Consider the following 26,680-nt stretch of genomic DNA (forward strand, 5'->3'; position numbering starts at 1 on the left):
GTAAACCGGCTGTATTAATGGAGGAATTGAACATGAGAGGAAAACGTGCAATCGCTTGTTTGATCGGGCTTCAACTTTTGATGGCAGTACCTGTGGGCGCTGCGGGGAATGCATCCGGCAACGCAGCCGCCAGTCCGGCAAGCAACACACAAATTTCCGTAAACGGGCAGGCTTTGCAGTTGAAGCAGCCAGCCATCATCATCGACGGCCGTACGTATTTGGCGATTGAAGACATGGCGGGCATCCTGCAAGCAAAGTGGCAAGCCAGCAACAATCAAAAAGAGGTCGCTGTCACTCTGCCTGACGGAAAGACTATCTCCTTTCAGATAAACACGAAGCGGGTCGCAGTTGACAACAAGTGGTCGGAGATCGACCAGGGCGCGATTCTCCACAACAAGCAAATGTATGTGCCGCTCAGATGGATGACGGAGAAAAGCGGGTACGAGTTGAAATGGAATCCCCAAACGAGGACGGTGGAAATCGTGGCGCCAGTGGGAAATGAAGAGTTCAAGCAAGTGGACTTCACTTCGCTGAGCGAGGACGAAAAAGCGTTTGTCCAGCAGGTAAAAGGGACGCAGGGCGTGCATCAAAAGGGTGATTTGTACGTGATCGCCCGCGGTCAGGCGCCCAACCCCGGTTACGGCATCGAAATCGTGAATACGGAAATGAGCTGGGAGCAGCTGAAGGTGTACGTGAAGCTGACCAAGCCGGAGCCGGGCCGGATGTATGCGCAAGTGATTTCGTATCCGTTTATCGTGGCCAAGGTTAAGCTGCCGCCGTATACAACGCTGCTCGTGCTGGATGCCAATACGAAAAAGCCGTTGTTTGAAGGGGCGCAAGGGATGTAATCCGGAATTCGGTCAAGCAATGGGTGTCAGAGCAGGCGATTGCCCCACACGGGATCAGCCGGCCTTGCCCTCTTTTTTGAAGCGAAAGGCGACAGGTTTGCCGTATTCAATTTAAGCGGCTGCCCAGTTGTCTTTCCAAAAAGAGTCGTGTATAGTGAAAATATTGGAAAATGCTCATCCTCAGGAAGGAGGTGCAGGTACGTGTTTGGAACCGTTCAAGCTTGGTTTGTTGTGGAAACCAGCAGTATGACACATGATTTTTTGCTCCAAGGGGGAAGTCTGCCCTTTTTTGGTCATACAACCGAACGGAACAAAACAGGCGTACCGTGCATCGATACTTGCAACCGCAGGTGACAAGGCGAACTGAATCATAGTTCGTCAACCACCTTATCTTCTACACGCAACCGATGCCGCAGGTTTATGCCTGCGGCTTTTTGCTGTTTTCATTTACATTTCAAGTGAGCCGACCTGAGGAGGAAAAAATCATGATCGTCGTTTCTGCACAGAACATTCATAAAGGCTATGGAGCAAACCCCGTACTGGAAGGGGTAACGCTGGAGATCAAAGCAGGAGAGCGGGTCGGCTTCGTCGGCCCCAATGGAGCGGGAAAAACTACGCTGTTCAAGCTGTTGGCCGGATTGGAGCAGCAGGATCAAGGAGAGCTGTTTAGGGCAAAGGGAAGTGTCTGGGCCTATTTGCCGCAAAACCCGCAGTACCCGGAAAATTGGACGGCACAGGACGTGATCGCCAGCGCTTTTGCGGATGGTCTCCGCTTGCAGCAGGAGATCCGGGAGCTGGAGCGGCAGATGAGCCTCGTGACCGCAGAGGACCGCGATCTGGAGCGGCTGATCCATCGCTATCAGCAGAAGCAGGAAGCTTTTGAGCAGTTGGGCGGATATACGTGGGAGGTCCGCATGGCGCAGGTGATCGAAGGCTTGGGCATCGAAGAGTGGCTGCTGTCAACGCCGTTCGTACAGTTGAGCGGCGGAGAGAAAACGAAGGTCGGCCTTGCCAAGCTGTTGTGCGAGAGAAGCGATGTGCTGCTTCTCGATGAGCCGACCAACCATTTGGACGTAGACGCCATGGAGTGGCTGGAGGGCTTTCTCAAAGACTACGCAGGGACAGTCCTGTTGATCTCCCATGACCGTTTTTTCCTCGACGCCGTCGTCACGTCGATTTACCATGTGGACGGGGGCGAGGTGGAGCATTACCTGGGCAATTACAGCTATTTTGTCACGGAAAGGGAAGAGCGGCTGCTCCGCCAGTTCGAGGCTTACCAGGAGCAGCAGAAAAAGATCAAGAAAATGCAGGAGACGATCAAGCGCTTGAAGGAGTGGGGAAATCGTTCTAATCCGCCGAATGAAGCGTTTCACCGCCGCGCCAAAAGCATGGAAAAAGCGCTGGCAAGGCTGGAGCGGATCGAACGTCCGCGGATGGAAGCAGAGCGGATGGGACTGTCCTTTCAAAAGACGGATCGCAGCGGCCAGGATGTCCTGATCGCTTCCGGACTGTGCAAGTCATACGGGGAGAAATGCTTGATGAATGGGGCCGATCTGCTGCTCCGATACGGTGAAAGAAAAGCTCTGCTTGGCCCTAATGGCTGCGGGAAATCGACGTTTATCAAAATGCTGCTCGGGGAGGTAGCCCCCGACAGCGGCACAGTCAAAGTGGGAGCCAGCGTCAAGGTCGGATACCTTTCACAGCAAGCGCTGGAAGGCGATCAAAAGCAGAGAGTGATCGACGTTTTCCGGGAAACAGCAGCCGTCTCCGAAGCGGAGGCGCGCCACCGTCTTGCCCGCTTTCTCTTTTACGGCGAGCATGTGTTTAAACGAATCGGCCAATTGAGCGGCGGAGAGCGCATGAGACTGCGCCTTGCCCAGCTTGTGCACCAGGAGATCAACCTGCTCATTCTCGATGAACCGACCAACCATCTGGACATCGAGGCGCGCGAAACGCTGGAGGAAGCGCTGGCTGACTTCCGCGGGTCCTTGTTCATCGTCTCGCATGACCGCTACTTTTTGCAGAAAATGGTAAACGGTGTTTTCTGGATCGAGGAAGGCAGGCTCATGCACTATGAAGGCACGTTCCAGGAGGCGGTCGAAAAGAGAAAGCTGGAGAAAGAAAAAGAGCAAGAAAGAGGCTCTTCGAGACAGGGCCGTCCAGGAGCGTCGGCGATAAAGGCGAATGAAGAAGCGAAGCCTGCCTTGGGCCAAACACCAGGAGCAGGAGCCAAAACCGAGAAGCAAGACACGTCCGCGATCGCTACCGAAACACGTCCGCTTCCAAATGAAAATACGATGCCCGAAACACCACCCTCTATGGCAAAACAGCAGCCATTGCCGCAGTCTTCTCCCAAGCGAATCAATACGTATAAGCTGGCGGAGCTGGAGCGGCGGATCGAGACTCTGGAAGCAAGACGGGATGAATTCTTGCAGCTTTTGTCGCAAGGCTCCGATGACTATACGCAATTGATGGAGTGGCAGTCCGAGCTGGAAGCAGTGGAGGCAGAAAGAGAACGGCTGTATCTGGAATGGCTGGAGATGCAGGAAGGCTGACTCCCTGATTCGGAAGAGAAGGGGCTTGTGAGTTCCCAGGTACGGAATCCATTTGGTTCCGTACCTTTTGCAACCTTTTGCCATACGTGCTGTAAGAGAGATTTGGAGAGGGGGAATGCATGTGTGGTATTCGCTTGACTTACATCCTCTTCAATTATGCTCACAAACAATAAAAAGCAAAGCACATTCCCGAAAAGGACGGCTTTGCTTTTTATTGTTTTGTAACTAATGAAATTCAGCCTGATCACGCTTCTGCCCGCTCCGGCAACCGGTGATACCTTGTTCGGAACAACACCAGCATGATGACCATCAGCACCCCTCCGATGATGAACGGCCCGCTGGCAAACCATCCGTAGACGGCGCCGCCGGCGAGCGGACCGAGGATGCGGCCGAGACTGTCCATCGAGCTGATCGCGCCGCTCGTTACGCCCTGGCCCTGTGAGGTGCGCTGTGTAATCATGGCAGTTCCGGTCGCCCGAATCATGCCTTGTCCGGCTCCGAACAGCGACAGTGTCAAAGCCAGTGTCCAGAAGCTGGCGGCGAGCGGAATCGTGAAGAAACCGATGCCGTACAAGGCAAGCCCGATCGTCAGGACGAGCGGCTCGCCCAGCCGCTTCACCAGTCTCCCGATCAGTCCGCCCTGGACAAACGCGGAGATGATCCCCATGACGAGAAACATGTACCCGAGGTCCTTCGAGGTAAATCCGTACAGGTGATTGATGTAGAGGGCAAAGGTGGTCTCCAGGCCGGAAAAGGCAAAGGAGACGACAAACATGATGCCGTACATCAGCGACAGGGGACCGAACAGGACGGAGAAGACATTTCCCTTTTTTTCGCGTGTTTGCCCTGTCCGCTTTTCCTTTGGCAAGCTTTCCGGGAGCGCGAATAAGATGATAAGGAACGTCAAAAAAGCCACACCGCCCGAAGCAAAAAACGGAACGGAGAAACCATACGGACTGAGGAATCCGCCGATCGCCGGACCGAATACAAAGCTCAGTCCGATTCCGGCGCCAATCACCCCCATGCCTTTGGCGCGTTCATCGGAGGGAAAGACATCGGCCACCATCGCAGTTACGGTCGGCAATGCGGCAGCCGAGACGATGCCTCCAAGAATCCGGTATGCAAGCATTTCTGTATAGGTATCCGCTATCCCGAACAGGATAAACGTGATGGAAAAGCCAAACAGGCCAAACGAGATCAGAGGCTTTCGTCCGATGCGGTCCGAAAGCGCCCCCCAGATGGGAGCAAACAGCAACTGCATGACGTTGTAGCTGGCGAACAAGATTCCGATTTGCAGGGAAGAAGCGCCAATGTTTTCGGCAAAGTACGGCAAAATGGGTATGATGATGCCGAACCCCAGCATGGTGAGGAAGGCGATCAGAAACAGTAAGGGGAGGTACTTCTTTTTCACAAACACTTACCTCTTTCCGGCAAAAAATGTGATGCTGTTTCCACCTTACGTGAACGGTTGGATGAAGTCAAGCAAGCCCAAGGGACGAGTGGGCCAAGACATGGTATACTGTTGAAATGACATGAAATCGTCATAGGAAGAGCAATCGACGTAGGAGTGTTGAATGATGTCTACCGCCATGATGGTATACCTGGCCTGGCAAGAGGATGACTGGCTGGATGAAATTCTCGACCGCTTCAGCGAGGTTCGGGCAATGGTCCCCAACGCCAAGACGTTTCGCTTGCTGAAGGAGGAGAAGGATTCGCAGCAGATCGACCGATATGTCATCGTCCTGAATGCCGCCTACGAGCAAGAGGAGTGCCGCCAGTTTTTGCAGCAGTGGGAAGCGGACGGCCGATCCGCCCACGACTCGCTCTACATCGTAGGGTTGAAGCTGGATGAACAGGAAAGCTGGCAACGTGCTTATCCGCAAGCGAACATTATCGTGATTACGGGATTTGCTGTCGAATTCGACTACGATTCCGTATTGTCGCAGATGGAATCCGATCTGGAGGGATCGCGTTGAACGGACGTGAAGGATTTGACCTGCAGTCTTTTTTGCGGCGGTTTAGCCTCTTCATCTATACCGGAGATCCGGAAGGTGATCTGATCTTGCTCGAAGATGAGATTCGCGAGCTGTACCAGCTTGGCATGATCGAGAAGGAAGAAATGTTCGAGGCTCTTGGAGCGCTAAAGCAGCACTACAAAAAACGGATATAGCCCTTGCTGCCTGCAACCGCCGCTTTTTTTGCCCTGCCTGCAGGAAAACGGCCATTCACTTTCGGATCATAGGAGCGTTTGTTGCGAGAAAGAGGAATCGGTATGGAAGAGCCGAGTCCTCTTTTTTGCTTGCTGAACATATCTTCAGAAAATCTTAAGTTTTTTCCTCTCTTTTTGCTAAGGAATTCCGGGTAGGATTAGGGCAGTGAGAGGAGTGACGGAAAGATGAAAAACACGTATGAAAGAGTAGGGTGTCTGGAGCCGATGCTTGCGCCGATTACCGACAAGCTGGTCTTTGCCGCCCGCTTCCTTTCTTCTCCGCAGACTGTGGGCAGCATTGTCCCAAGCTCTCGCCAGCTAACGGAACGGATATTGTCACCTGTGGACTGGGAACGTGCTGCCGCTGTAGCGGAGCTGGGAGCAGGAACAGGTGTTTTTACAGACGCGATTCGAAAGGCAAAGAGAAAGGATTGCCAGGCGCTCATTCTGGAGCAAGATGATACCATGCGGGAGAGGCTTGTCCGCCGCTACCCCGATCTGCTTTTCAGCGATGACGCCAGGAAGCTGATACAAGCGATGGAGGAGCACGGCATGGGGCAGTTGGACGCGGTGATCAGCGGCCTACCCTTTGCCAACTTTCCTCAAGGGCTTCGCGATGAGATACTGGATCAGGTGGAGGCTGCGCTGAAGCCGGGAGGCGTCTTTGTGCAGTTTCAATACTCCTTGCAAATGAAAAAGAAGCTGGAGAAACGCTTCGGAAGAGTGGCAATCCGGTTTGTGCCGTTTAACTTTCCATGTGCCTTCGTTTATGTATGCCAAAAGAGGGGGGGATAAGTCATGGAAACGGATATGATTACCAGCATGGTTGCCCAGTACGGGTATCCCGCGCTGTTTCTCTCCCTGTGGCTGGGGATCGTGGGAATGCCGATTCCCGACGAAATGATCGTGATGACAGCCGGAGCGATTACGGCTCAGGGCTGGCTCCAGCCGGTTCCGGCGTTCATCGCGGTCTATCTCGGAGTCGTCTCGGGACTGTCGCTCGGATATTTTCTCGGGTACCGGGTGGGAGCGCCGATTCTGCGGTGGCTCGCGCGAAAGCTGAACGGAGAAAAGTACCTGAAAAAGGCGGAGGGGCTGCTTGAGCGCTACGGGAATGGCGCGATATGCCTCAGCTATTTTTTCCCCGTCATTCGCCACGTCGTCCCTTATCTGGTCGGGATTCAACGGATGTCGCTGCGCCGCTATGCACTGTACTCGCTGCCTACTGGCTTTGTCTGGACGCTCAATTACTTCATGGCCGGCCGCCTGTTCGGCACTCATCTGGAATCGATCACAGAAGGTGTCCAAACCTACGGGTGGATTACTTTATGTGTGCTTGCGCTGTTCGCGGGGCTGTACGTGGTAATCCGCCAGCGCAAAGGGACACGCGTGTTTTGGGGGCAAAAGGAACAGTAACAGGAGGAAGAGATTGTGGAAGAGATAACGATTCTGGTCGTGGATGATGAGGAAGAAATCCGCAATCTGATCGCGATTTACTTGCAAAACGAAGGCTACCGCGTGCTGAAGGCGGCGGATGGTGTGGAAGCGCTGGAGATGCTGAGGCGGGAAGAGGTTCAGCTTCTCATCCTCGACGTGATGATGCCCCGCATGGACGGAATCCAGGCGTGCCTCAAAATCCGCGAACAGCAGCATCTGCCGATTATCATGCTTTCGGCCAAGTCCCAGGATATGGACAAGATATACGGGCTCAGCACCGGCGCCGACGACTACATGACAAAGCCTTTCAATCCGCTGGAGCTGATCGCTCGGGTCAAGTCCCAGCTGCGCCGTTACCTGAAGCTGAATCAAGTGAGCGCACTGCGGGAGGACGAGCTGGAGATCGGCGATCTGCTGATCAATACGGCTACCCGCGGGGTCAAGGTCAGCGGCCGGGATGTCAAGCTGACGCCGACCGAATTTGCCATCCTGGAGCTCCTCGCCCGTCACCCGGGAGTCGTCTTCAGCACGGAGCATATTTACGAACGGGTATGGAAAGAGTCCTTTGGCCAGTCAGACAACACGGTGATGGTGCACATCAGGAAGCTCCGCGAGAAGATCGAGGAGGATACGCGCAAGCCGAGGTACATCAAGACCGTTTGGGGAGTTGGATACAAAATTGAGAACGCTTTTTAGGTGGCTGTCGCCGATTCGCTGGATCAAGACGGCGTACAGGTGGACGAAAACGGGGTTCTTTTTCCTGGTGGAATACTGCGAGCGGAGTCTTCGCTTCCAGTTGATCCTGACCTTTTCCTTTTGCATATTGGCAGCTGTTCTGGCGTCCTCTGTTGTCAATTTGCTGACAGAGGATATGTACCGCAGGCCTTACGTTGATTACAGCTACAGCATGGAGTCCATGGACTGGGAGACACGGGATCTGGCGAGACGAATCCAGGAAGGGGAGGTTGAAGACAACCAGTACCTCCAGGAGCTGATGAATCGCGCGCAGGAGCTTCGCGGCGTGCAAATGCTGCTGGTCGATCTTGACGGCAAAGTGCTGATGAAATCGTCGAGAGCGACAGAAAGCCAGGTTGATCTCTACTCGGTGATCAGCAAAGCGATGGAGCTTCGCAGCGGCCAAAATTGGCAGGGGGAGCGCCAGGAGTTTACGGCATTTTACCCGGTTGAGCTGAACGGACAGAAAGGGTATGTGATCGCCCGGGGAATTCCGGAGGCCACGATTCAATATCAGGTCGAATTTAACGGCTTTGTGCCGTTCTCATTCGTTTTGGTCTTTTTTTATCTGTTTTACCGTTTTACAAAGCGAAAGACCGGATACATCGAAGAGCTGGCCGCGAGCTTGCTGGTCATCTCGCAAGGCAAGCTCGATCATCGGGTAAACGTACGGGGTGAGGACGAATTGGGTTCGCTTGCGCGGAACATCAATCGCATGACAGAAGAATTGCAGGAGAATATCGAGCGGGAGCGGCGGGCTGAGCGGACAAAAGCCGAGCTGATCACGAATGTCTCCCACGATTTGCGGACTCCGCTCACATCGGTCATCGGGTATTTGCGGCTGCTTCGGGACAACGCCGGAAGCGAGCAGGAGCGCAGCGAATACACCCGGATCGCGTATGAAAAAGCAGAGCATTTGAAGCGGCTCGTGGAGGACTTGTTTGAATACGCCACACTGAGCGGGCAGGGTGTCCAGCTACATCGGCAGCATGTCAGCCTGACGGGGATGCTGGAGCAGCTAGTCGAAGAGTACGTGCCTTTAGCGGAGGAGCAGCAGCTGACATTTTGCAAGAAGCTGCCGGCGGATCGCATCTACGTGAGCGTCGATCCGGAAAAATTTGTCCGCGTGCTGGAAAATCTGTTCAGCAACGCGATCAAATACGGGCACAAGCCTGGCAATATCGACATCTCTCTTATGAGAGAGGGAGAAGGAGTAAGACTGACGGTCGCCAACAAGGCAGACGATCTGTCCAATGAGGATCTCAGACGCATGTTCGAGCGTTTTTATCGGGTCGAAAAATCCCGCTCGCGGAAAACGGGAGGAACGGGATTGGGGCTGGCGATTGTCAAAAGCATCGTGGAATTGCACGGAGGAAGCATCCGGGCAGAGCTTCAGGAAGGGATTCTTTCCTTTCACATCTGGCTGCCAGCGGATGCTCAAGAGGCGCGGTAATCCGCGTCTTTTTTCAATTCCAGCCAAAGCTGTCAAACCACTGATTGTTCTGAAAGTTGGCGATAGCCTGTCGAACATACGGGATGACGTTGTCCGGCAGCTCGCCTGTATGGGCCCAGCGCAGCTCGTCGCATTTGTCCGGCTCAGCATTGACGATGGAGCCTGTCCATTTTTCTGCAGCGAGAAAAAAGTCGATCCTCTCGTCCAGCGACTTGCGGTGCATGACGCCGACGATGCGCAAATCCTCCGGGGCAATCTCGATGCCTGTCTCCTCCCTCGCTTCGCGAATGGCGGCAGACTTCACTTCTTCGCCGCCGTCGAGATGACCGGCAGGGACGCTGTAGTTGCCATCCTCGTAGCCCGTGTTGTAGCGGCGCAGCAGCAGGATTTCGTCACCACGGAGCAGAAACAGATGAACCGCTGCAGGCAGTGTGTAGCGTTCTTTTTTCATGCCAGTCTTCCTTTCTTTATTCCCTGGAATCATGGGTAGGTTGATGCGTTTCCGCCGCTTTTTGCTTCAGGTACTTGTCCCTTCGGCGCAGAGCAGGCGAGGTGACCATGGCGTACAGCAGCATGCCTACTCCGGCAAGGCCGAGAATGATCCCGATAGTCAAGTATCCCATATGCATGAAAATGCCCTCCTTTTTTCAGCCCCAGGCATGATTGTCTCCTTGAACTGTGATATAATTTGATGAGTTGTTTTTGGCAAGGGAAGAAGGTATTTCAGGCGATCTGCCGGCTTGTGCCGGACGCTTGGATCACCCCGAAAATCTCACATAAAAACGCAGGGAGGCTCCACTTGATGACTCAGCACACGTCTGTTGATCAACTGGCAATCAACACCATCCGAACGTTGGCGATCGACGCGATCGAAAAGGCCAATTCCGGTCACCCGGGCATGCCAATGGGTTCAGCGCCGATGGCTCATGTTTTGTATAGCCGTTTTATGAAGGTGAATCCGCGCAACCCGCAGTGGGTTGACCGCGATCGCTTCGTGCTTTCGGCCGGACATGGCTCTATGCTATTATACGCGATGTTGCACCTGATGAAATACGATGTTTCTCTGGAAGACCTGCACAATTTCCGTCAATGGGGAAGCAAAACGCCTGGGCACCCTGAATTCGGGCATACGCCTGGGGTGGATGCGACCACGGGTCCACTGGGACAAGGGATCGCGATGGCTGTCGGCATGGCGATGGCCGAAAAGCATATGGCGGCTGTCTACAACCGCGAAGGCTTCGACATCGTCAACCACTACACGTACGCGATTTGCGGCGACGGCGACCTGATGGAAGGCGTGTCCAGCGAGGCATCTTCTTTGGCAGCCCACCTTAAATTGGGCAAAATGATCGTTCTGTACGATTCCAATGATATTTCTCTGGACGGAGAGCTCTCCCTGTCTTTCTCGGAAAGCGTGGCGCAGCGCTATCAGGCGTACGGCTGGCAATACCTGCGCGTCGAGGACGGAAACGATCTGGCCGCGATCGAAGCGGCAATCGCAGAGGCGAAGCAGGATTTGGATCGTCCGACGCTGATCGAGGTAAAAACCGTCATCGGGTACGGAAGCCCGAACAAGAGCGGCTCCAGCAAATCGCACGGCGCTCCGCTCGGCAAGGAAGAGGCGGCATTGACCAAGCAGCAGTACGATTGGAAATATGAAAATGAATTTCACGTACCGGAACAGGTAGCCGATTTCTACAGCAAGCTGGCAGAGGCGGGAGAGCAGGCAGAAGCGGCTTGGCGCGACCGTTTTGCCGAGTATGCCAAAGCATATCCTGAACTGGCCGAGCAATTCCGGACGGCTGTGGAGGGCAAACTGCCGGCTGGCTGGGACAGCCAAATGCCTGTTTACGAGGCTGGTGCGAAGCTTGCTACCCGCGCGGCATCCGGTAGCGCGATCAACGCCCTGGCGAAAACCGTTCCATTCCTGTTCGGCGGATCGGCTGACCTGGCGTCTTCCAACAATACACTGATCAAAGAAGCAGGCAACTTCCTGCCGGGTACCTACGAAGGCCGGAATATCTGGTTTGGAGTCCGCGAGTTTGCGATGGGTGCTGCTTTGAACGGGATGGCCCTGCACGGCGGCCTGAAGGTATACGGTGCGACGTTCTTCGTCTTCTCCGACTACCTGCGACCTGCTATCCGCCTGTCCGCACTGATGAAACAACCAGTCATCTACGTCTTTACGCATGATTCCATCGCGGTTGGCGAAGACGGCCCGACTCACGAGCCAATCGAGCAATTGGCGTCCCTGCGCGCGATTCCTGACCTGACTGTACTGCGTCCGGCTGATGCTGTCGAGACGAACGAGGCATGGAAATACGCCGTATCCCGCACTGACGAGCCGGTCGTACTGGTCCTGACCCGTCAAAATCTGCCGGTCATGGCTGAAACGCTCGAAAAAGCGGCAGAAGGCGTAAGCAAGGGAGCCTACGTGTTGGCCGATGCGCCAAACGGCCAGCCGCAGCTGGTCTTGATCGCGACCGGTTCCGAGGTGTCTCTGGTCATGCAAGCCCGCGAAGCACTGGCAGAGCGCGGCATTCAGGCTCGCGTCGTTTCCATGCCGAGCTGGGAGCTGTTCGAGCGCCAGCCGCAGGAGTATCGCGACGCAGTCATCCCGCCTGCTGTCAAAGCGCGCTTGGCTGTCGAGATGGGCTCTCCGCTCGGCTGGGAGCGCTATGTCGGCGACGGCGGCAAAGTGCTCGGCATCAATATGTTCGGGGCGTCCGCTCCGGGCGAGCGCATCATGAAAGAGTACGGCTTTACTGTCGAGAACGTGGTGGCAGAGGCGGAAAAGCTGCTCAAATAACGAGAATCATACGAGGCTGATTAAACTCTTTTTGTACATTGCAAAAAAGGAGGCAGTCCCTTGTGTCTAAACAGACATAGGGCTGCCTCATTGATATTGAAACGAACCGAATCATATAGGATTGCAGTGCTTTTTGTACAACTTTCAACTATTCAATAAAGTAGTACATGATCTATAGTTTTCTTCTCCACCAATTCATTTAACAGTCGTTCCCGAACCTGAAACATTCAAGAAGCTTTATTTTGCATGTGCCAGACCCGCCTTTTCTTCCTGGGTGATCACAAGCCCAACCTTCCATTCACATTCATGCTTCTTAGCCAAATCTAGTCATTAGAGTTTATTTCTATATGTTGAAAACGGAATTACTATACAATAAGCTATTTTAATATGATTGAACTATGATTAAACTATTCGAGTCTTGCTATCTGATTTGAGAAAATCAAGTTGCAAGGTAAAACTTTTCTTCCCCTTGGCTAAACAAGGAATTTATTACCTAAAAAATTTTTTTGTTGCATAGTCATGAAGTAAAAAAATACTGACTAATGTAGACAGGAAACTTTTTTTGTTCCTATCCGTCTAAAAAGGTGGGAGAGAAAGAACTAGGAGGTCAATTATGGCAGCAAAGGCTAGACAACGGGTTAAAAAGAAAAATAAGATGCTATTGTTTGCCGTTTCCTTTGTCATTTTTTTGTTTCTGAGCGTTATTGGAGGCTACTTCTCCCTGCTGTATGCAGGGGAAAAAATGATCGATACAACGAAACTCGAAGATCTGAAAGCTGAACCGTCCATTATTTATGACAAAAACGGTAAAGAAATGATGAGCCTGGTAAGACAAAAAAATAGTGACTACGTTCCTTTTAGCCAAATTTCACCAATGCTGATAGATGCTTTGTTATCCGTGGAAGACAAACGGTTCTATGAACACAAAGGGATCGACATGATTAGGATTGGCGGGGCCATTATCAATGATATTCAAAAAGGATCATTGGCTGAGGGAGGAAGTACGATTACTCAGCAATTGGCTCGAAGAGTGTTCCTTTCTCTTGAAAAAACATTTTGGAGAAAAACGAAAGAAGTAAGCATAGCTATTGCACTGGAACGCAACTACTCCAAAGACCAGATTCTGGAGATGTATTTGAATCAGATTTACTTTGGAGAGGGCGTGTACGGTGTAGGAGATGCAGCTAAATTATACTTTGATAAAAAGCCTTCTGATCTAACAATTTCAGAAGCAGCAATGCTCGCAGCCATACCGAAAGCTCCGTCTACGTATTCTCCATTTGCCAATCCGGAAAAGGCAAAGGAAAGACGGGATACCATTCTGCGATTAATGTACGAAGATGGGCACATCACGAATGAGCAAAAAGAAAAAGCGCAAGCGGAACCACTCCCAAAAGAGCATAAAAATACAACGGAAAATAGCTCAAAAAACGTAAATCGGGCATTTATCGACTACGTCTTCCGGGAAGCAGAAGCCCGCTATAATGTCACAGAAGAAGAGCTTTACCGCGGCGGCTGGTCCGTCTATACGACATTGGAGCCCAATATACAGGACGCGATGGTCAAGGCGTACGCAAACGAGAAGAACTTCCCCAAACCGGGACCGAAGCGTGCTGTGGAGTCTGCAATGGTCGTCGTCGACGCCAAGAACGGAGGCATCGCCGCATTGATGGGCGGCCGCAATTACACGGCCAAGGGCTTTAACTACGCGACAGACATGGCCCGTCAGCCAGGTTCGTCGTTCAAGCCGCTTGCCGTCTATGCGCCTGCAATCGATACGGACATCCACAAATGGAACGCGCACTCTATGCTGTCCAACAAGCGCCAGAGCTTCAACGGCTATGAGCCGCGCAACTACAACGGAAAGTACAGCGAATCCATCAGCATGATGAGGGCGCTGATCAATTCCGACAACGTCCCGGCCGTCTGGCTGCTCAACGAGATCGGCGTGAAGACGGGGATGAACTACATCGAGAAGTTTGGCATTGAGCTGTCGCCGGATGACCGCAACCTGGCCATCGCCCTCGGAGGATTGAGCAAAGGTACCTCCCCGCTGAAAATGGCCCAGGCGTACACCACCTTCGCCAACGGCGGGGTGATGGCCGAAGCGCATATCATCGAGAAGCTGGAAAACAAGCGGTCAGGTGTGGAACACGTCTTTGAAGCGAAAGAAAACCGGGTACTGAAGCCGGAAGCGGCATGGGAGGTTCACACGATGCTGGAGCGTGCCGTCCAGGAAGGTACAGGACGCGCGGCAAAAATCTCCGGTCGCCCTGTAGCCGGGAAGACAGGTACGACGCAGTCCATCGCTGGAGACAGCGGCGTAAACAAAGATGCATGGTTCGTCGGCTATACGCCAGAGTACGTAGGGGCCGTCTGGATGGGCTTCGATCCTGAAGACAAACAGCACTTGATGCGGCAAGGAAGCAGTTTGACCGCGAAAATGTTCTCCATGGTGCTGGGAGAAGGCCTGAAAGGCGTCAAGTCCCGCGGCTTTGAGCCTCCGGCCGGTATCCAGAGGCAGCAGGAGGAAGAAAAAGAAGAAGTCCTGCCTGTGCAGCTCGCTGCCGACATGACGCTGGATGAAGATAAGCTGAAGGTCGTGCTCAGTTGGATCGGCGGAAGCCCGGATTACACGTATGATGTTTACCGGTTCACAGACAACCCGGAAAACCGGGAGAAGGTCGCATCGGGATTGCGTGAAATGTCCTATGTAGATACGCTGAACGGTCCGACGATGTACAAATATATCGTAGTTCCGCGCGATGCGGACGGCGAAGAGAAAACGCCGTCCAACGTCGCCGAAATAAACATGAGCCAACTGGAAAACCTTTTGCGGGAAGGCGAGCATCATGATGATGGCCAGATGCAGGACGGTGACATTCCGATTGACGGAGGCATGGATAACGGCGAGTGGCCTGGACAGGGCAATGGCAACGGAGGTAACGGCCAAGGCAACGGTAATGGCGGAAACAACGGCAACGGAAACAACGGACAGCCGGATGGCCAGCCGCCTGTGGCGCCGCCAGACATTGTACCGCCTGGGGAGGGGGACTCGCAGTCTCCGCCCCAGGGAATCGAGCTGCCGCCTCCTCCTGACCAGGGCCAGCAGCCGGGTTCTGACGGTTTCAACGGCTAGAATGCAGACACTTCCAAACAATTGACGCTCGTACAACTATTTTCACGTCATGGCACACGTGGTACAATACATGTAAATCGGGAGACAGGAGGGACTGTCCATGAAAGACTTCACACAGGAGAATTTACAAGTATTTTTCCGGGAAAAGCTACGTGGTGCCAAAGTGAACTTTGAACGTGCTCTCGACTGTAAACACACCGATTTTGACGACCTGTACCCATATATGAATGAGCAACCGCAGTTCTTCTGGTACAAACGCTATGTCGCTTGGTCGGAGCTATTGACAGTCGTTCGGTTGGCGGAAGAGCTGGGGATCGAGTGGAAGGATGAATTCAACGAGCAGCAGGTAGAATTCATCACCGGCAAGGTTCTGCAGGGCAAAGTGCTGGATCAATGGCATCCAGAGACCGAGCCGGAGGAAACCCTTAGCAACGTGGAAGAATAAGTACTGGTTGCAGCTTTATAAACAACAAAAGCAATATCCTTATAAATGAAGTACGCGCTCTCACAACGGGAGCGCGTCTTTTTGTGTGGAAAGGAATCGGTTGGCTCTTATACTTTTCTCAGCGTCCAACCTCTGAAACACTTCTTGAAATCGCTGCTTTTGGAAACGGCTTTCGCTTTTCCTCCCAATATTTGCAGCGTAACATTCCCATGCAAGCCCCGTCCTACTCAATGAAGCCAATGATAGGTGACCCCGCGTGTCTCTTCCTCCGGCCCTGCCGCCAGGACGTAAGGGCCCGGATTAGCCCATTGCGGTACGGTCGGAGTACGGTCGGAGATGATGACCTCAGTTCCTGTCGCGGCGAATGTGTACAGCTCCTCGACATCCGGATTGTGCAGGCGGATACAGCCCAGCGACATAGATTTTCCGATGCTGTCAGGCTGATTGGTGCCGTGAATCGCATAGCCGTCCGACTGAAATACGAGGCCGCGTGAACCGTATATATGGTCATGACCCTCGGGGCGGTTTATCTTTTTTTGAATCGTAAAATACCCCTCCGGCGTGCTGCCGTTTTTTCCGATGCCGATCGGATATCGTCTGACGACGTGCGGGCCGCTGGCAAGCGTCATCGTGTGCCCAGCCTGATGAACCTGAATCTGCAAGGGCTGAAGCGGGATGAAAGGCTCGGGGTAGCCCTGCAAGGGAAGGACGTTCTGCATGCTTTCCCAGGCCGATTCCGGGCGAAAAAGAGCAGGATAGTACGGCCAGGCTGTCAGACCGCTCGCGGGAGTCGGGACAGGCACCTCCGGCAGCGAGTTGGCCGGGTACGAACCGGCGAGACGGTCCAGTGATTCAGGCAGGTAGCCTTTTTGCTGATACGTACGGTACAGCGCATTCCGCAATATCAGCACCTGCTCCAGTGCCCGCTGTTCCTCTGCCAAGGCCGACCGGGCATTTTGCACGGCAGGCTTGTCCAGACAATCGCAAGCCTGATCGAACCAGACGTCCTGCAGTACCGTCCGGCTGACAGGGTCGTAACGCAACAGGCCGCGCACCTCAGCAGGCCGATAAAACAGAAGCGGAGTAAACAGCGGTGCTCCAGCCACCTCAGGAACAGCCAGCACGGTGTACGGCTGCTTCAAGGAGGGACGTCTTGCGGCCGCATAGGCTTCGACTTGACTCCGCAATTGCGAGCGGCTCACATTTCCCGGGACCGCAATCACTTCGACATGGGGCCGCTGCAGGTGAGCAGGCACAACACTCTCCGGGGAGGCGCTCTCCTTCGGCTCGGTGAGCGGACTTGGCGAATAGACAAACTGTCCGAATAAAAAAAGCAGGGAGGCGAGCAAAAGGCGCGTTGTTCGCTTCCACATGGTCCTTCGACGTTTCCGCAGCAAATCATGATACGCATCCCGGAGCTGCTCCGAGAAATCATCGGCAGGCAGGTGCAGCCCGCGCCGATACGCCTCCAGAGCCTGGTCCTCGTTTCCCAGGCGCTCCCGTTCCATTCCCAGGTGGTACCACCCTACAGCCAGGTCTGGATGGTTTTCAGTGAACCAGCGATAGAAGGAAAGGTCGGTCCGATCTGGATATGTAATATGGTATGAACTTTTTTCCTGGAGAAATTGAACCTTGTTCACGAAAAACCCTCCCTATTGGAAATATCGGCCAGTTCAGGGAAAATGGTGAGAGGGGGCGAGAAAATGATCTATCTGCGAACCATCTACTTGCTGAGAGAACGCTTTTTGACAAAGACAGGCTATCCGTTTTCACTGCCTGCCTACCGGGAGCTGGAGCGCATCGATCTGACAAGCAGTGTCACGTTTTTGGCAGGGGAGAACGGCTCAGGAAAATCCACTTTGCTGGAAGCGATTGCGTATCAATGCGGGTTTCATACGGCCGGAGGCTCGCGGGCCAACTCCTACCACGTCGATCGGGCGGAAGCGGCATTGGGTGATTATATCCGCCTTTCCTGGATGCCGAAAATGACGGACGGATTTTTCCTCAGGGCGGAGAGCTTTTATCAGTTTGCCAGCCATATCGACGAGGCAGAGCGCATCGAGCCAAACGGTTACCGTGCGTACGGCGGCCGTTCCCTGCACGAGCAGTCGCACGGGGAGTCGTTTCTTTCGCTGTTTGCAAACCGTTTCAACGGAAAGGGCATTTACCTTTTGGACGAGCCGGAGGCGGCATTGTCCCCGATGCGGCAGCTAGCCTTTCTGTACCTCATGATGGATTTGGTGAAAGAGGGGGCGCAATTTCTCATCGCGACACATTCGCCGATCCTGATGGGCTTTCCCGGAGCGACGATTCTAAGCTTTGACGAATCGCCGCTGGCGGAAGTTCGCTACGAAGAGACGGAACATTACCAGTTGACGAGAAGGTTTTTGGAGAATCGCAAAGCGTTCTTGGAGGAAACAAAACCGGATTAAAACATAAACATGCTGCAAATTCAACCGCCCTGCACGTCGCAAACCACGCGAGAAAAATCAAGCCGCTCCAGTGCGTCCTGCTCAATCCAGAAGTAGAGTCGGCCCACGTCTTCCCACATCATGCCGGTTTTGTCGTCTTCCGAATCCACCTGGAACAAAAGACGCCACTGCGAAGCGCGGGCCAGCAAATCCTCCTCGCTTTTCCGGTCTGCACCCTCAAGCAGGCGAACGCAGTGGACCTGCATGTCTCCCTGCATCGGGTCGGGGCAGCCCAGCAGACGGTTTTTCATATCATCGGGATGCTGAAATTTCTCGTCGAAGCGTCTGCCAAAAACATCCCAATACAGATCATAATCCTCCCGGTTAGTGCTCCAGCTCATGCCAAGCCCGGCGATGTCTGCCGACTCTCCGGGAGGAATCGTCCATTCTGTTAAAAACGATACGGAGGCGGGGGAGAAGACGGCTTCGGGATCGCAATCCTCCAGCTCTTCGGGCGGCGCTGTACGAATCAATTCGATACCGGCAGTATCAGGTACGTAAAGAACCTTTGCCGTTTGATGGGTATCGTAAAAACCTTTGACTCCATACATGGCGGATGCGGCGTAGAAAAACAGCAGCAGGCCCTGCTTGGGCAAGATCGGGTCAGCCAGCGGCGGCAGCTCGGCGAGATTGATTTGGGCGATAAAGGAGAGCGGATAGGACCTCCAGTACGGCCAACTCTCCCCGGCCGGTAGATCCGGCATGCCACATATTTTGGAAGCGCCAGAGGGGAGTGCATGCTCGTCCGGGACTTTCTGTGTGAATATTCGGTAAGATGGGCGGATCAACGGCTCGAATTTGTCGGCGTAAGCGTCAAGTCCGGATTCACGAAAGAGCGTGAGAATCTCGTGTTTCATCTTCATACATCCTTTCGGGGATAGGTAGATGCTCCCTTATGAGCAGATCCTCGCCTATGGGGAAGCGGCACTAACGGCTACTCTTTGCTGGACCGTTCCTTGAGCAAGTGGATGAGCATGTCCAGTTTCTCGTTTCGCGCCTGATCGTTTTTCGTCTTGTCCTTCATAAACCGGATGATACAAATAAGAAAGTATAGAATAAATCCGAACGATGCCAGCGTGATCAGCACGGGAATGAACGTAACAAGCGTAGGGACTCCAATAGTATGCATGTCTTCTCTCCTTTTCTCTGCATAAAATGGAAAATTGCTTCCATTATAGCATTTTAAGAGTTATGCTCCAAACGCCATATCGCTCTGCCATATAAAGAGGGGCAGCCTGGTTATCATCCAGACTGCCCCTTTTCACTATTAGCTGCGAAAAATCGCTTCGGTCCGATAGATTCGTTGACCGCGGGAAGAGAATCGCTCTTCGTATTCCGTCATCACGTTTTCCTCGGCCAGCGCCGATTGGTGCAGATCAAAAGTGATGTTGCGCAATTGAAAACGTTCGTTTGAAAACTGATTCAGCGAGAATTCAAACAGCTTCTCGTTGTCCGTTTTCAGGTGAATCTCCCCGTTTTTCTTCAATACCTGCTTGTACGTATTCAAGAAGCTGGCATAGGTCAGGCGGCGTTTCGCATGACGGGTTTTCGGCCAGGGATCGCTGAAGTTCAGATAGATGCGGGAGACTTCTTCAGCACCGAACAGGTCGGGAAGCAGCGCAGCGTTGTACTGGACGAAAGCCAGATTGGGAATCTCGCGCTTCTCGGTACGCTGTGCGGCACGGAGAACAACCTCCGCCTTCAATTCAATTGCAATGAAGTTGATGTCAGGGTGCCTCTCGGCCAAGGTGTTGATAAAACGGCCTTTGCCGCAGCCAATCTCGATATGGATCGGATGATCGTTTCCGAACCGTTCCTTCCAGCGTCCTTTCATGCCGGCAGGGTTGTCCACAAAGGTGGGATATTCGCGCAGGGCTTCTTCAGCACCTGGAATGTTACGCAGTCGCATAGGAACCTCCTTCAAACATAGCTCCTATTACTTTACGCCGTGTCGGGACAGGTTGCAAGCATGCAAATCATCCAAATAGACCAGTTCCATTTTTGACCTGCGAGCCTGCGTATCAAATGGGAAAATCTATGAGGTGAAATAGGCCATAAGTCGCAAAATACATATAAAATCCCGATTTTCCGCAGGCAAAAATTGGACCGGAATATTGGTAGATGATGGGGAGATAATTGACTGAAAATTTGACGAGATTCCCGCCGCTATGGGAACGAATGTGTCAACTGGAAATACGGGCCATTTGCGTTTGGCTGAGGTGGAAAGATTTTGGGAATTTAACAAGCTGTGGGGCGATGATAGAGTAAATGGCAAGCGAATAGTCAGCCAATTTGTTGACAAATAGGGAGGATGAACAGCATGAAACTTCGCAAATTACTCGTAGGAATTCTACTAGGGTCCGCTCTGGGCTTTACCGGAATCGTAGCACCAATGCCAGGAAACCACGAAGTAGCGGAAGCAGCATGGAGTCAGTCCCGTGCCGACAAAGTTATCAATACAGGGAAGCAATACCTTGGTACCCCGTATAAATTCGGCTCCAAAAGCAGCACGACTCGCACGTTTGACTGCTCGTCATTTGTGCAGCGAGTTTACAAGAAAGCCGTAGGGAAATCTCTTCCGCGTACTTCTCGTGCCCAAGCGAAGGTAGGAAAGAAGATTGCGAAAAGCAACCTGAAAAAGGGAGACCTGATCTTCTTCAAAGCGAGCCAGTATACAAAATCCACGCGCATCACACATGTAGCCATCTACGCCGGCAATAACAAGCTGTTACATACCTACGGAAAACCCGGGGTAACGTTCTCTACGTTCAAGGGGACTTCGTGGGAAAGAAGATTCGTTACTGCTAAACGCGTCTTGTAATCTCTACTATATCAATACGTGTCATTTGTCAAAAGGTTGCGCTAAGTCCAATTACACAAAATTTGTAAAAAGAAAGCTCTTGCCGGGGCTTTCTTTTTTTGCATGCAAAAATATTTTTCTGAAAATTTTATCTTTAGCTCTTTGACGCATAACTAGTTCGTGGTATAAATAGGATAATCTCTTTTGAAGGAATTTCTGCACCAAGAATAGTTCTATGAAGTAATTCATTCTGCAAATCCTGGGATGGGAGTGGATCCATGTCTTTTGAACAGCTCGTCAAGGAATCGTTTACCCAGTTGTCTTCCGGACAGAAAAAAGTAGCCGAGTACCTGCTGGAGAACATCGAGAAGGTAGCCTTCTATACAGCTGTACAGATCGGCAGGGAAGCAGATGTCAGCGAAACGACCGTGATCCGTTTTGCTTATGCGCTCGGATTCAGAGGTTTTTCCGACATGCAGGCGGCGATCCAGCAGTACGTTCTGGAAAGCAGCTCTTCCCGGTATGCAGAGCCCGCGCCGCAAGCGGGAGAGGAACCGAACATTTTTACACGGGTTATCGAACGGGACATTGTCATCCTGAGGCAAACGCTGCACCAGCTTAACCAGCAAGACGTCTGGAGAGCAGTGGACTGGCTGCTGGAGGCGGATCAGGTGCTGGTCGTCGGGTATCGTGCGTCCTATGCGGCGGCCCACTGGTTTACTTTCATGCTCGGGATGATCCGCAAGAATGTGCTCCTTATTCCCTTCAGCGGCGAGACGGAGGAGAGAATCGTCAGTCTCACGGAAAAATCAGTCGTCATGGTCATCTCCTTTCCGCGCTACACGAAGGACAGCATCCGGGTGGCGGAAGCAAGCAAGCGGATGGGAGCGAAGATTATCGCCGCTACGGATCGGCTCTTGTCTCCGGTCAGCCGCATCTCCGACATCGCGTTCACGACTGACATCAATATCGAATCCGGCCATTACTCCAATGCATCTGTCATCAATCTGTTAAATCTGCTGCTTGCCGGAATTGAAGAGAAATGCGGCGCGAACAACCAGACGAGAATGAAACAGTTGGAGCAGCTTTATTCCAACTGGGGCACTTTCGAGGAATAGTTTCCGATCTCAAAAAGGAGGAGAGCGCTTCTTCTTTTTTGTGATAAATAGACTGCCAATTCAAAATATTAAAAAGAGAGAGGGGTTTGCATGAAGAAGAAATGGTTGTCTGGTTTGTGGGCGGTCTTGTTGGTCCTTGCGCTTGGACTGAGCGGCTGTTCCCAGTCCTCATCCGGTACAGGGGGACAAAAAGAATTGGTTGTAGCGTTTGACTCCGACGTTCCGACGATGGACCCGCACATGCACAATGAGCCGAATGCGATCACGACCAACTGGCATATTTTCGACTCGCTGCTCTTTCTGTCCCGCGATTTGAAAATCGAGCCGGGGCTTGCGGAGAGCTATGAACAAAAGGATGACACGACGTGGATTTTCAAGCTGCGTCAAGGCGTTACCTTTCACAATGGAGAGGAATTCAATGCAGACGCGGTCAAGTTTTCTCTGGAGCGGGTGCTGAATGAAAAGCAAAAAAGCCCGCAGCGCGGCAACATCAGCGCCATTTCTGCCGTGAATGTACTCGATCCGTACACGGTGGAAATCAAGACAAAGGAGCCGTACAACTTGCTGCCGCATCGCTTGTTCTACCTCAGCATCGTCCCGCCGAAATACGTACAGGAGGTGGGGGACCAGGAATTCGCGCAAAAGCCGGTGGGGACGGGACCGTACAAATTTGCAGAGTGGGTCAAGGGAGACAAGATCGTTCTGGAAGCGAACGAAAATTACTTCAAAGGCGCACCGAAGATCAAGAAGGTCAGCTTCCGCGTCATTCCCGAGGTAGCGACGCAGATCGCGGAGCTGCAGAGCGGAGGCGTGGACATCATTCGCATGGTGCCGCCGGACATGCTCGCCCAGCTCGAGGGCAACCCGCAGCTCGCTGTCACTTCGACACCTCTCTTGCGGGTCTACTATATGGCCTTTGACACGAAGAAAAAGCCGTTTGACGACGCCCGCGTAAGACAAGCGATGAACTACGCAGTGGACATTGACACGATTGTGAAAAAAGTGCTGGCCGACAAGGCTGTGCGTACACCAGCGGGAGTGAACCCCAATCACTTTGGATTTGACGAGAGCATCAAGCCGTATCCGTACGATCCGGAAAAGGCAAAGAGCTTGCTGAAGGAGGCGGGGTACGAAAACGGTTTTGAGACGGAAATCCATTACTTTACGCCGGGGATCGGCCAGCAGATCACAGATGCCGTCATTTCTGATCTAAGCAAGGTCGGCATCAAGGCGAAAGCAAAATTTTACCCTGAATCCAGCTCGTTTGTGGAAAAACAGCGGGCGGGCGATCTGCCGTTCCGCCTGGGCCATTGGGGCAGCTACTCCGTTTACGATGCGGATGCGATTCTTCAGCCGATGTTTGACAGCAAGGGAGTATACGGCAAGTACTTCAACACGCCACAACTGGATGCATTGATAAACGAAGCGCGCTCGTCTGTCGACCAGGACAAGCGCAAAGCGCTTTACAGTCAGGCACAGCAATTGATTTACAAGGAAGCGCCGTGGATTTTCCTGTTCTCGCCGATGGACAACCAGGCGTACAATGCGAAGCTGCAGTTCCAGGCGAGGGCGGATGAACGCATTTACGCCTATGAAATTGACTTCAAGGAATAGCCGGGGGGAGATTCTCCCCCTTCATCTACCGGAAAGGAGGGAAGTGCAATGGGAGGATTATGGAAGCAATGCTTGCGGATTGTCCTCGTCTTGTTTGGCATCTCGACAATCGCATTTTTTCTCATCCATTTATCGGGGGACCCTGTGCTCCTGATGCTGCCGCCGGAGGCAACCCAGGAGGAGATCGATGCATTTCGCCATCAGATGGGCTTTGACAGACCGCTTTCCGAGCAATACGTCAACTTCCTGGTGCAAGCTGTCCAGGGGGATTTCGGCAAGTCGCTCAAATTCCACCAGCCCTCGCTCGATGTCGTTTTGGAGAGAATTCCGGCCACGCTGGAGCTGACGCTGTTTGCGACTCTGCTCAGCATTGTCATCGCCATTCCACTGGGCATCTACTCGGCGGTCAACCGCAACTCTCTGTCGGAAAACCTCGTGACCGTCGCCGTTTTTCTCGGACAGTCGATGCCGATCTTCTGGACCGGGATCATGCTGATGCTCCTGTTTGGGGTGAAGCTCCACTGGCTGCCCGTTTCAGGGAGAGGGACGTTTGCCCATTTGATCATGCCGGCCTTTACGCTCGCGGTGTGGGTCGCTCCGACAACGCTCCGGATCGTCCGCTCCAGCATGCTTGAGGTGCTGCAGCAGGATTACATCCGGACCGCCCGTTCCAAGGGGCTTGCAGAGAAGGTGGTCATTTATAAGCATGCCTTGAAAAATGCGGCGATCCCGATCATTACGGTCATCGGGTTTCAGATCGGGAAGCTGCTGGGCGGAGCCGTCGTGACGGAGACCGTCTTTGCCTGGCCGGGAGTCGGACAACTGGTCGTCAAGGCGATCTACACGGCTGACTATCCGCTGGTGCAGGCATGTGTCGTTATCCTGGCGCTGATCGTGGCTACGATGAATTTCAGCGTCGACTCGATGTACCGCTATCTGAATCCGAAAATCAAATCTGGCTAAGCGAGGTGATTGCGATGAGCAGCGCAGGGTTGCAAACCGCTGCTGAGCCGGTATTGGAAACCCCAAAACCGGCCGTGCCCGAATGGAAGCGGAAGTACCGGAAGTTTGTGAAAAATCCCATCGGCATCATAGGGCTGGTCATGGTTTTGCTGATCACCTTCATTTCGATCGCGGCACCGCTGTTGACCAGCCACGATCCGATCGAAGTCAATCTGGAGAAAAAATTGCAGCCGCCGGTCTGGCAGGAGGGCGGCACGTGGGAGCACTGGCTGGGAACGGATGAGGTCGGGCGCGATGTATGGGCTCGCCTCGTGTACGGTTCGCGCGTATCGTTGTCGGTCGGATTTTTTGCCGTCGTGATTTCCTTGGCACTGGGAACGGCGCTGGGGATTCTGGCCGGGTATTTTCGCGGCAAAACGGATTTTGCCATTTCCACCGTAATCGACATCATGATGGCGTTTCCCTTTATTCTCCTGGCGCTGGCGACGATAGCCGTTATGGGTCCGAGTCTTTTGAACATGATTCTCGTCCTCGGCCTGACAGACTGGACGCAGTACGCGCGTCTGGTCAGAGGTGATGTGATCAGTCTGCGGGAGCAGGAGTTTATTCAGGCGGGGTACGCGCTGGGAAGCCGGCACTGGCGGATTATTTGGCGGCATCTTTTGCCCAACTGTCTGCCGTCTGTCATCGTGCTGGCCACACTGGCCATGGCCCGGGCCATCCTGATGGAATCGTCGCTCAGCTTTCTCGGACTCGGTGTCAGTTCCCCTACACCTAGCTGGGGGTTTATGATGAGTACAGGCAGGCCTTATATCGCGACGGCATGGTGGCTGGCGACGCTGCCGGGCATCGCAATCCTGATCACAGTCCTCGGCATCAATTTGGCAGGTGACCGCATTCGCGATATGCTGGATCCGAAGGTCGATTAAACACCAGCAGCATAAAAAGGAAAGGAAGGAATTCCACATGAAAGCTGAAAAGGTTGTTCTCCGCAAAATGAGCATGACGCTGAAATCTCCGTTTCAAACGAGCTTCGGCACGCAGATCGTCCGTGATTTTATTTTGGTTGAGGTGCATACCAAGGATTTCGTCGGGTACGGTGAATGCGTCGTGTCCGGCGAGCCGCTCTACAGTGAAGAGACGGTCGGCACGGCATGGCATATGCTGGAAGACTTTCTCCTCCCGATGCTCTTTGAAAAGGGCGAGATCACCCACCCGGATGAGGTCGGGGCACTGTTTGCTCCGATTCGTCGCAATAATATGGCAAAATCGGCTCTGGATGCCGCCTATTGGGATTTGTACGCAAAAGAACAGGGCATTTCGCTGGCAAAAGCGCTCGGCGGGACAAAAGACAAGATCGACGTCGGCATCAGCCTGGGAATCGAAGCGGACATCAACGATCTTTTCCGCAATGTGGAAAAGTATCTGGAGCTCGGCTATCGCCGGATGAAGATCAAGATCGCTCCGGGCAAGGACGTCCAGGTCATTCGGGCACTGCGCGAGCGCTTCGGCAATATCCCGATGATGGCAGACGCCAACTCCGCGTATACGCTGGAGGACGTGGACATTTTGAAACAGCTTGACGAATTCGACCTGATGATGATCGAGCAGCCGCTGGCTCACGATGACATCATCGACCACGCCACTCTGCAAAAAGCGCTAAAAACGCCGATCTGTCTGGATGAGAGCATTCACTCCTACGACGATGCACGCAAGGCAATCGAGCTGGGCAGCACCCGGATTATCAATATGAAGGTAGGGCGAGTCGGCGGGCTCTCGGAAGCAAAGCGCATCCACGATCTGTGCCAGGAAAAAGGCATCCCGCTGTGGTGCGGGGGCATGCTCGAGTCCGGGATCGGCCGGGCGCACAACATCGCCGTGACGACCTTGCCGAACTTCACGCTTCCCGGAGATACCGCAGGCTCGTCCCGTTACTGGAAGGAGGATATCATTTCTCCAGAGGTGGAGGTGGACGCTGACGGAACGATTGCCGTCCCGGACCTGCCTGGGATCGGCTATACACCGGTGCCGGAATTGATTGAAAAATACACAACAGCCAGCAAGGTTGTGACGAGAGGGTAGGA

Annotated in this window: 25 protein-coding genes; 18 read left to right on the top strand and 7 right to left on the bottom strand. The window is 53.3% G+C overall.

The window, feature by feature from the left end:
* The first annotated feature begins 32 nt into the window (after positions 1-32).
* The gene (locus EDM54_RS05610; protein WP_003389059.1) at positions 33-848 is read left to right on the top strand and encodes a stalk domain-containing protein; all 816 of its coding nucleotides are present in this window, start codon (positions 33-35) and stop codon (positions 846-848) included.
* Positions 849-1,333: 485 nt separating this feature from the next.
* Complete coding sequence (abc-f, locus tag EDM54_RS05615) at positions 1,334-3,403, top strand: ribosomal protection-like ABC-F family protein (RefSeq protein WP_122957911.1); 2,070 nt, start codon at positions 1,334-1,336, stop codon at positions 3,401-3,403.
* Positions 3,404-3,647: 244 nt separating this feature from the next.
* On the opposite strand, the gene EDM54_RS05620 is transcribed toward abc-f, so the two are convergent.
* On the bottom strand, positions 3,648-4,814 hold the full coding sequence (locus EDM54_RS05620) for an MFS transporter (protein ID WP_003389061.1): 1,167 nt from the start codon (positions 4,812-4,814) through the stop codon (positions 3,648-3,650).
* Between the two features lie 166 nt (positions 4,815-4,980).
* Here EDM54_RS05620 and EDM54_RS05625 point away from each other — a divergent pair, with 166 nt between their 5' ends.
* The 6 genes from EDM54_RS05625 (at position 4,981) to EDM54_RS05650 (ending at position 9,237) form a co-directional block, all read left to right on the top strand.
* Positions 4,981-5,379, top strand: a complete 399-nt coding sequence (locus EDM54_RS05625; RefSeq protein ID WP_122957912.1) for a hypothetical protein — start codon at positions 4,981-4,983, stop codon at positions 5,377-5,379.
* Positions 5,376-5,573, top strand: a complete 198-nt coding sequence (locus EDM54_RS05630) for a YqgQ family protein (protein WP_003389065.1) — start codon at positions 5,376-5,378, stop codon at positions 5,571-5,573. Before EDM54_RS05625 ends, EDM54_RS05630 begins: the two co-directional genes overlap by 4 nt.
* A 225-nt stretch (positions 5,574-5,798) precedes the next feature.
* Positions 5,799-6,407: a class I SAM-dependent methyltransferase gene (locus EDM54_RS05635; protein ID WP_003389066.1), complete on the top strand. Its 609-nt coding sequence runs from the start codon at positions 5,799-5,801 to the stop codon at positions 6,405-6,407.
* A 3-nt stretch (positions 6,408-6,410) separates the two neighbouring features.
* The gene (locus EDM54_RS05640) at positions 6,411-7,028 is read left to right on the top strand and encodes a DedA family protein (RefSeq protein WP_003389067.1); all 618 of its coding nucleotides are present in this window, start codon (positions 6,411-6,413) and stop codon (positions 7,026-7,028) included.
* A 15-nt stretch (positions 7,029-7,043) separates the two neighbouring features.
* Complete coding sequence (locus EDM54_RS05645) at positions 7,044-7,745, top strand: response regulator transcription factor (protein ID WP_003389068.1); 702 nt, start codon at positions 7,044-7,046, stop codon at positions 7,743-7,745.
* Complete coding sequence (locus EDM54_RS05650; protein WP_003389069.1) at positions 7,729-9,237, top strand: sensor histidine kinase; 1,509 nt, start codon at positions 7,729-7,731, stop codon at positions 9,235-9,237. Before EDM54_RS05645 ends, EDM54_RS05650 begins: the two co-directional genes overlap by 17 nt.
* A 13-nt stretch (positions 9,238-9,250) precedes the next feature.
* Here the strand turns inward: EDM54_RS05650 and EDM54_RS05655 are convergent, their stop codons facing one another.
* Positions 9,251-9,688, bottom strand: a complete 438-nt coding sequence (locus tag EDM54_RS05655) for an NUDIX hydrolase (protein ID WP_031933145.1) — start codon at positions 9,686-9,688, stop codon at positions 9,251-9,253.
* A gap of 16 nt (positions 9,689-9,704) precedes the next feature.
* A complete protein-coding gene (locus EDM54_RS26380; protein WP_003389071.1) occupies positions 9,705-9,866 on the bottom strand; it encodes a hypothetical protein in 162 nt (53 codons plus the stop codon).
* A gap of 173 nt (positions 9,867-10,039) precedes the next feature.
* Here EDM54_RS26380 and tkt point away from each other — a divergent pair, with 173 nt between their 5' ends.
* From tkt to EDM54_RS05670, 3 genes are all read left to right on the top strand, one after another.
* Positions 10,040-12,046, top strand: coding sequence for a transketolase (tkt, locus tag EDM54_RS05660; protein WP_003389072.1), 2,007 nt, complete (start codon positions 10,040-10,042; stop codon positions 12,044-12,046).
* Between the two features lie 613 nt (positions 12,047-12,659).
* Positions 12,660-15,185: a transglycosylase domain-containing protein gene (locus tag EDM54_RS05665; protein ID WP_003389073.1), complete on the top strand. Its 2,526-nt coding sequence runs from the start codon at positions 12,660-12,662 to the stop codon at positions 15,183-15,185.
* A 100-nt stretch (positions 15,186-15,285) separates the two neighbouring features.
* Positions 15,286-15,630: a hypothetical protein gene (locus EDM54_RS05670; RefSeq protein WP_003389074.1), complete on the top strand. Its 345-nt coding sequence runs from the start codon at positions 15,286-15,288 to the stop codon at positions 15,628-15,630.
* A 227-nt stretch (positions 15,631-15,857) separates the two neighbouring features.
* Here EDM54_RS05670 and EDM54_RS05675 read toward each other — a convergent pair whose 3' ends face one another.
* Positions 15,858-17,270 carry a L,D-transpeptidase gene (locus EDM54_RS05675; protein ID WP_122957913.1) on the bottom strand — a complete coding sequence of 471 codons (1,413 nt, stop codon included), beginning with the start codon at positions 17,268-17,270 and terminating at the stop codon, positions 15,858-15,860.
* Positions 17,271-17,333: 63 nt separating this feature from the next.
* Between EDM54_RS05675 and EDM54_RS05680 the strand changes: the two genes are divergently transcribed.
* Complete coding sequence (locus EDM54_RS05680) at positions 17,334-18,062, top strand: AAA family ATPase (RefSeq protein WP_003389078.1); 729 nt, start codon at positions 17,334-17,336, stop codon at positions 18,060-18,062.
* A gap of 20 nt (positions 18,063-18,082) precedes the next feature.
* Here EDM54_RS05680 and EDM54_RS05685 read toward each other — a convergent pair whose 3' ends face one another.
* The 3 genes from EDM54_RS05685 to trmB all read right to left on the bottom strand — a co-directional run bounded on the left by EDM54_RS05685 (position 18,083) and on the right by trmB (position 20,010).
* A complete protein-coding gene (locus tag EDM54_RS05685) occupies positions 18,083-18,958 on the bottom strand; it encodes a YwqG family protein (RefSeq protein ID WP_170208329.1) in 876 nt (291 codons plus the stop codon).
* A gap of 77 nt (positions 18,959-19,035) precedes the next feature.
* A complete protein-coding gene (locus EDM54_RS05690) occupies positions 19,036-19,230 on the bottom strand; it encodes a hypothetical protein (protein WP_003389080.1) in 195 nt (64 codons plus the stop codon).
* Between the two features lie 138 nt (positions 19,231-19,368).
* Complete coding sequence (gene trmB, locus EDM54_RS05695) at positions 19,369-20,010, bottom strand: tRNA (guanosine(46)-N7)-methyltransferase TrmB (protein ID WP_003389081.1); 642 nt, start codon at positions 20,008-20,010, stop codon at positions 19,369-19,371.
* A 411-nt stretch (positions 20,011-20,421) separates the two neighbouring features.
* Here trmB and EDM54_RS05700 point away from each other — a divergent pair, with 411 nt between their 5' ends.
* The 6 genes from EDM54_RS05700 to menC all read left to right on the top strand — a co-directional run bounded on the left by EDM54_RS05700 (position 20,422) and on the right by menC (position 26,678).
* A complete protein-coding gene (locus tag EDM54_RS05700) occupies positions 20,422-20,922 on the top strand; it encodes a C40 family peptidase (protein ID WP_003389082.1) in 501 nt (166 codons plus the stop codon).
* A 257-nt stretch (positions 20,923-21,179) separates the two neighbouring features.
* Entirely contained in the window at positions 21,180-22,019 is an 840-nt protein-coding gene (locus tag EDM54_RS05705) for a MurR/RpiR family transcriptional regulator (protein ID WP_003389084.1), read from the top strand.
* A 90-nt stretch (positions 22,020-22,109) separates the two neighbouring features.
* A complete protein-coding gene (locus tag EDM54_RS05710; RefSeq protein ID WP_052259732.1) occupies positions 22,110-23,633 on the top strand; it encodes an ABC transporter substrate-binding protein in 1,524 nt (507 codons plus the stop codon).
* Between the two features lie 48 nt (positions 23,634-23,681).
* Entirely contained in the window at positions 23,682-24,596 is a 915-nt protein-coding gene (locus EDM54_RS05715; RefSeq protein ID WP_003389088.1) for an ABC transporter permease, read from the top strand.
* A 14-nt stretch (positions 24,597-24,610) separates the two neighbouring features.
* Positions 24,611-25,525 carry an ABC transporter permease gene (locus EDM54_RS05720; protein ID WP_122957915.1) on the top strand — a complete coding sequence of 305 codons (915 nt, stop codon included), beginning with the start codon at positions 24,611-24,613 and terminating at the stop codon, positions 25,523-25,525.
* A gap of 37 nt (positions 25,526-25,562) precedes the next feature.
* Entirely contained in the window at positions 25,563-26,678 is a 1,116-nt protein-coding gene (gene menC / locus EDM54_RS05725; protein ID WP_003389090.1) for an o-succinylbenzoate synthase, read from the top strand.
* Positions 26,679-26,680: the final 2 nt, after the last annotated feature.

The organism is Brevibacillus borstelensis (assembly GCF_003710865.1).
GTDB lineage: Bacteria > Bacillota > Bacilli > Brevibacillales > Brevibacillaceae > Brevibacillus > Brevibacillus borstelensis.

Coding starts and splice junctions, on each gene's coding strand:
- EDM54_RS05610 (WP_003389059.1), top strand. CDS start 33: ATGAGAGGAAAACGTGCAATCGCTTGTTTGATCGGGCTTCAACTTTTG.
- abc-f (WP_122957911.1), top strand. CDS start 1,334: ATGATCGTCGTTTCTGCACAGAACATTCATAAAGGCTATGGAGCAAAC.
- EDM54_RS05625 (WP_122957912.1), top strand. CDS start 4,981: ATGTCTACCGCCATGATGGTATACCTGGCCTGGCAAGAGGATGACTGG.
- EDM54_RS05635 (WP_003389066.1), top strand. CDS start 5,799: ATGAAAAACACGTATGAAAGAGTAGGGTGTCTGGAGCCGATGCTTGCG.
- EDM54_RS05640 (WP_003389067.1), top strand. CDS start 6,411: ATGGAAACGGATATGATTACCAGCATGGTTGCCCAGTACGGGTATCCC.
- EDM54_RS05655 (WP_031933145.1), bottom strand. CDS start 9,688: ATGAAAAAAGAACGCTACACACTGCCTGCAGCGGTTCATCTGTTTCTG.
- EDM54_RS26380 (WP_003389071.1), bottom strand. CDS start 9,866: ATGCATATGGGATACTTGACTATCGGGATCATTCTCGGCCTTGCCGGA.
- tkt (WP_003389072.1), top strand. CDS start 10,040: ATGACTCAGCACACGTCTGTTGATCAACTGGCAATCAACACCATCCGA.
- EDM54_RS05665 (WP_003389073.1), top strand. CDS start 12,660: ATGGCAGCAAAGGCTAGACAACGGGTTAAAAAGAAAAATAAGATGCTA.
- EDM54_RS05670 (WP_003389074.1), top strand. CDS start 15,286: ATGAAAGACTTCACACAGGAGAATTTACAAGTATTTTTCCGGGAAAAG.
- EDM54_RS05680 (WP_003389078.1), top strand. CDS start 17,334: ATGATCTATCTGCGAACCATCTACTTGCTGAGAGAACGCTTTTTGACA.
- EDM54_RS05685 (WP_170208329.1), bottom strand. CDS start 18,958: ATGAAACACGAGATTCTCACGCTCTTTCGTGAATCCGGACTTGACGCT.
- EDM54_RS05690 (WP_003389080.1), bottom strand. CDS start 19,230: ATGCATACTATTGGAGTCCCTACGCTTGTTACGTTCATTCCCGTGCTG.
- trmB (WP_003389081.1), bottom strand. CDS start 20,010: ATGCGACTGCGTAACATTCCAGGTGCTGAAGAAGCCCTGCGCGAATAT.
- EDM54_RS05700 (WP_003389082.1), top strand. CDS start 20,422: ATGAAACTTCGCAAATTACTCGTAGGAATTCTACTAGGGTCCGCTCTG.
- EDM54_RS05705 (WP_003389084.1), top strand. CDS start 21,180: ATGTCTTTTGAACAGCTCGTCAAGGAATCGTTTACCCAGTTGTCTTCC.
- EDM54_RS05710 (WP_052259732.1), top strand. CDS start 22,110: ATGAAGAAGAAATGGTTGTCTGGTTTGTGGGCGGTCTTGTTGGTCCTT.
- EDM54_RS05715 (WP_003389088.1), top strand. CDS start 23,682: ATGGGAGGATTATGGAAGCAATGCTTGCGGATTGTCCTCGTCTTGTTT.
- EDM54_RS05720 (WP_122957915.1), top strand. CDS start 24,611: ATGAGCAGCGCAGGGTTGCAAACCGCTGCTGAGCCGGTATTGGAAACC.
- menC (WP_003389090.1), top strand. CDS start 25,563: ATGAAAGCTGAAAAGGTTGTTCTCCGCAAAATGAGCATGACGCTGAAA.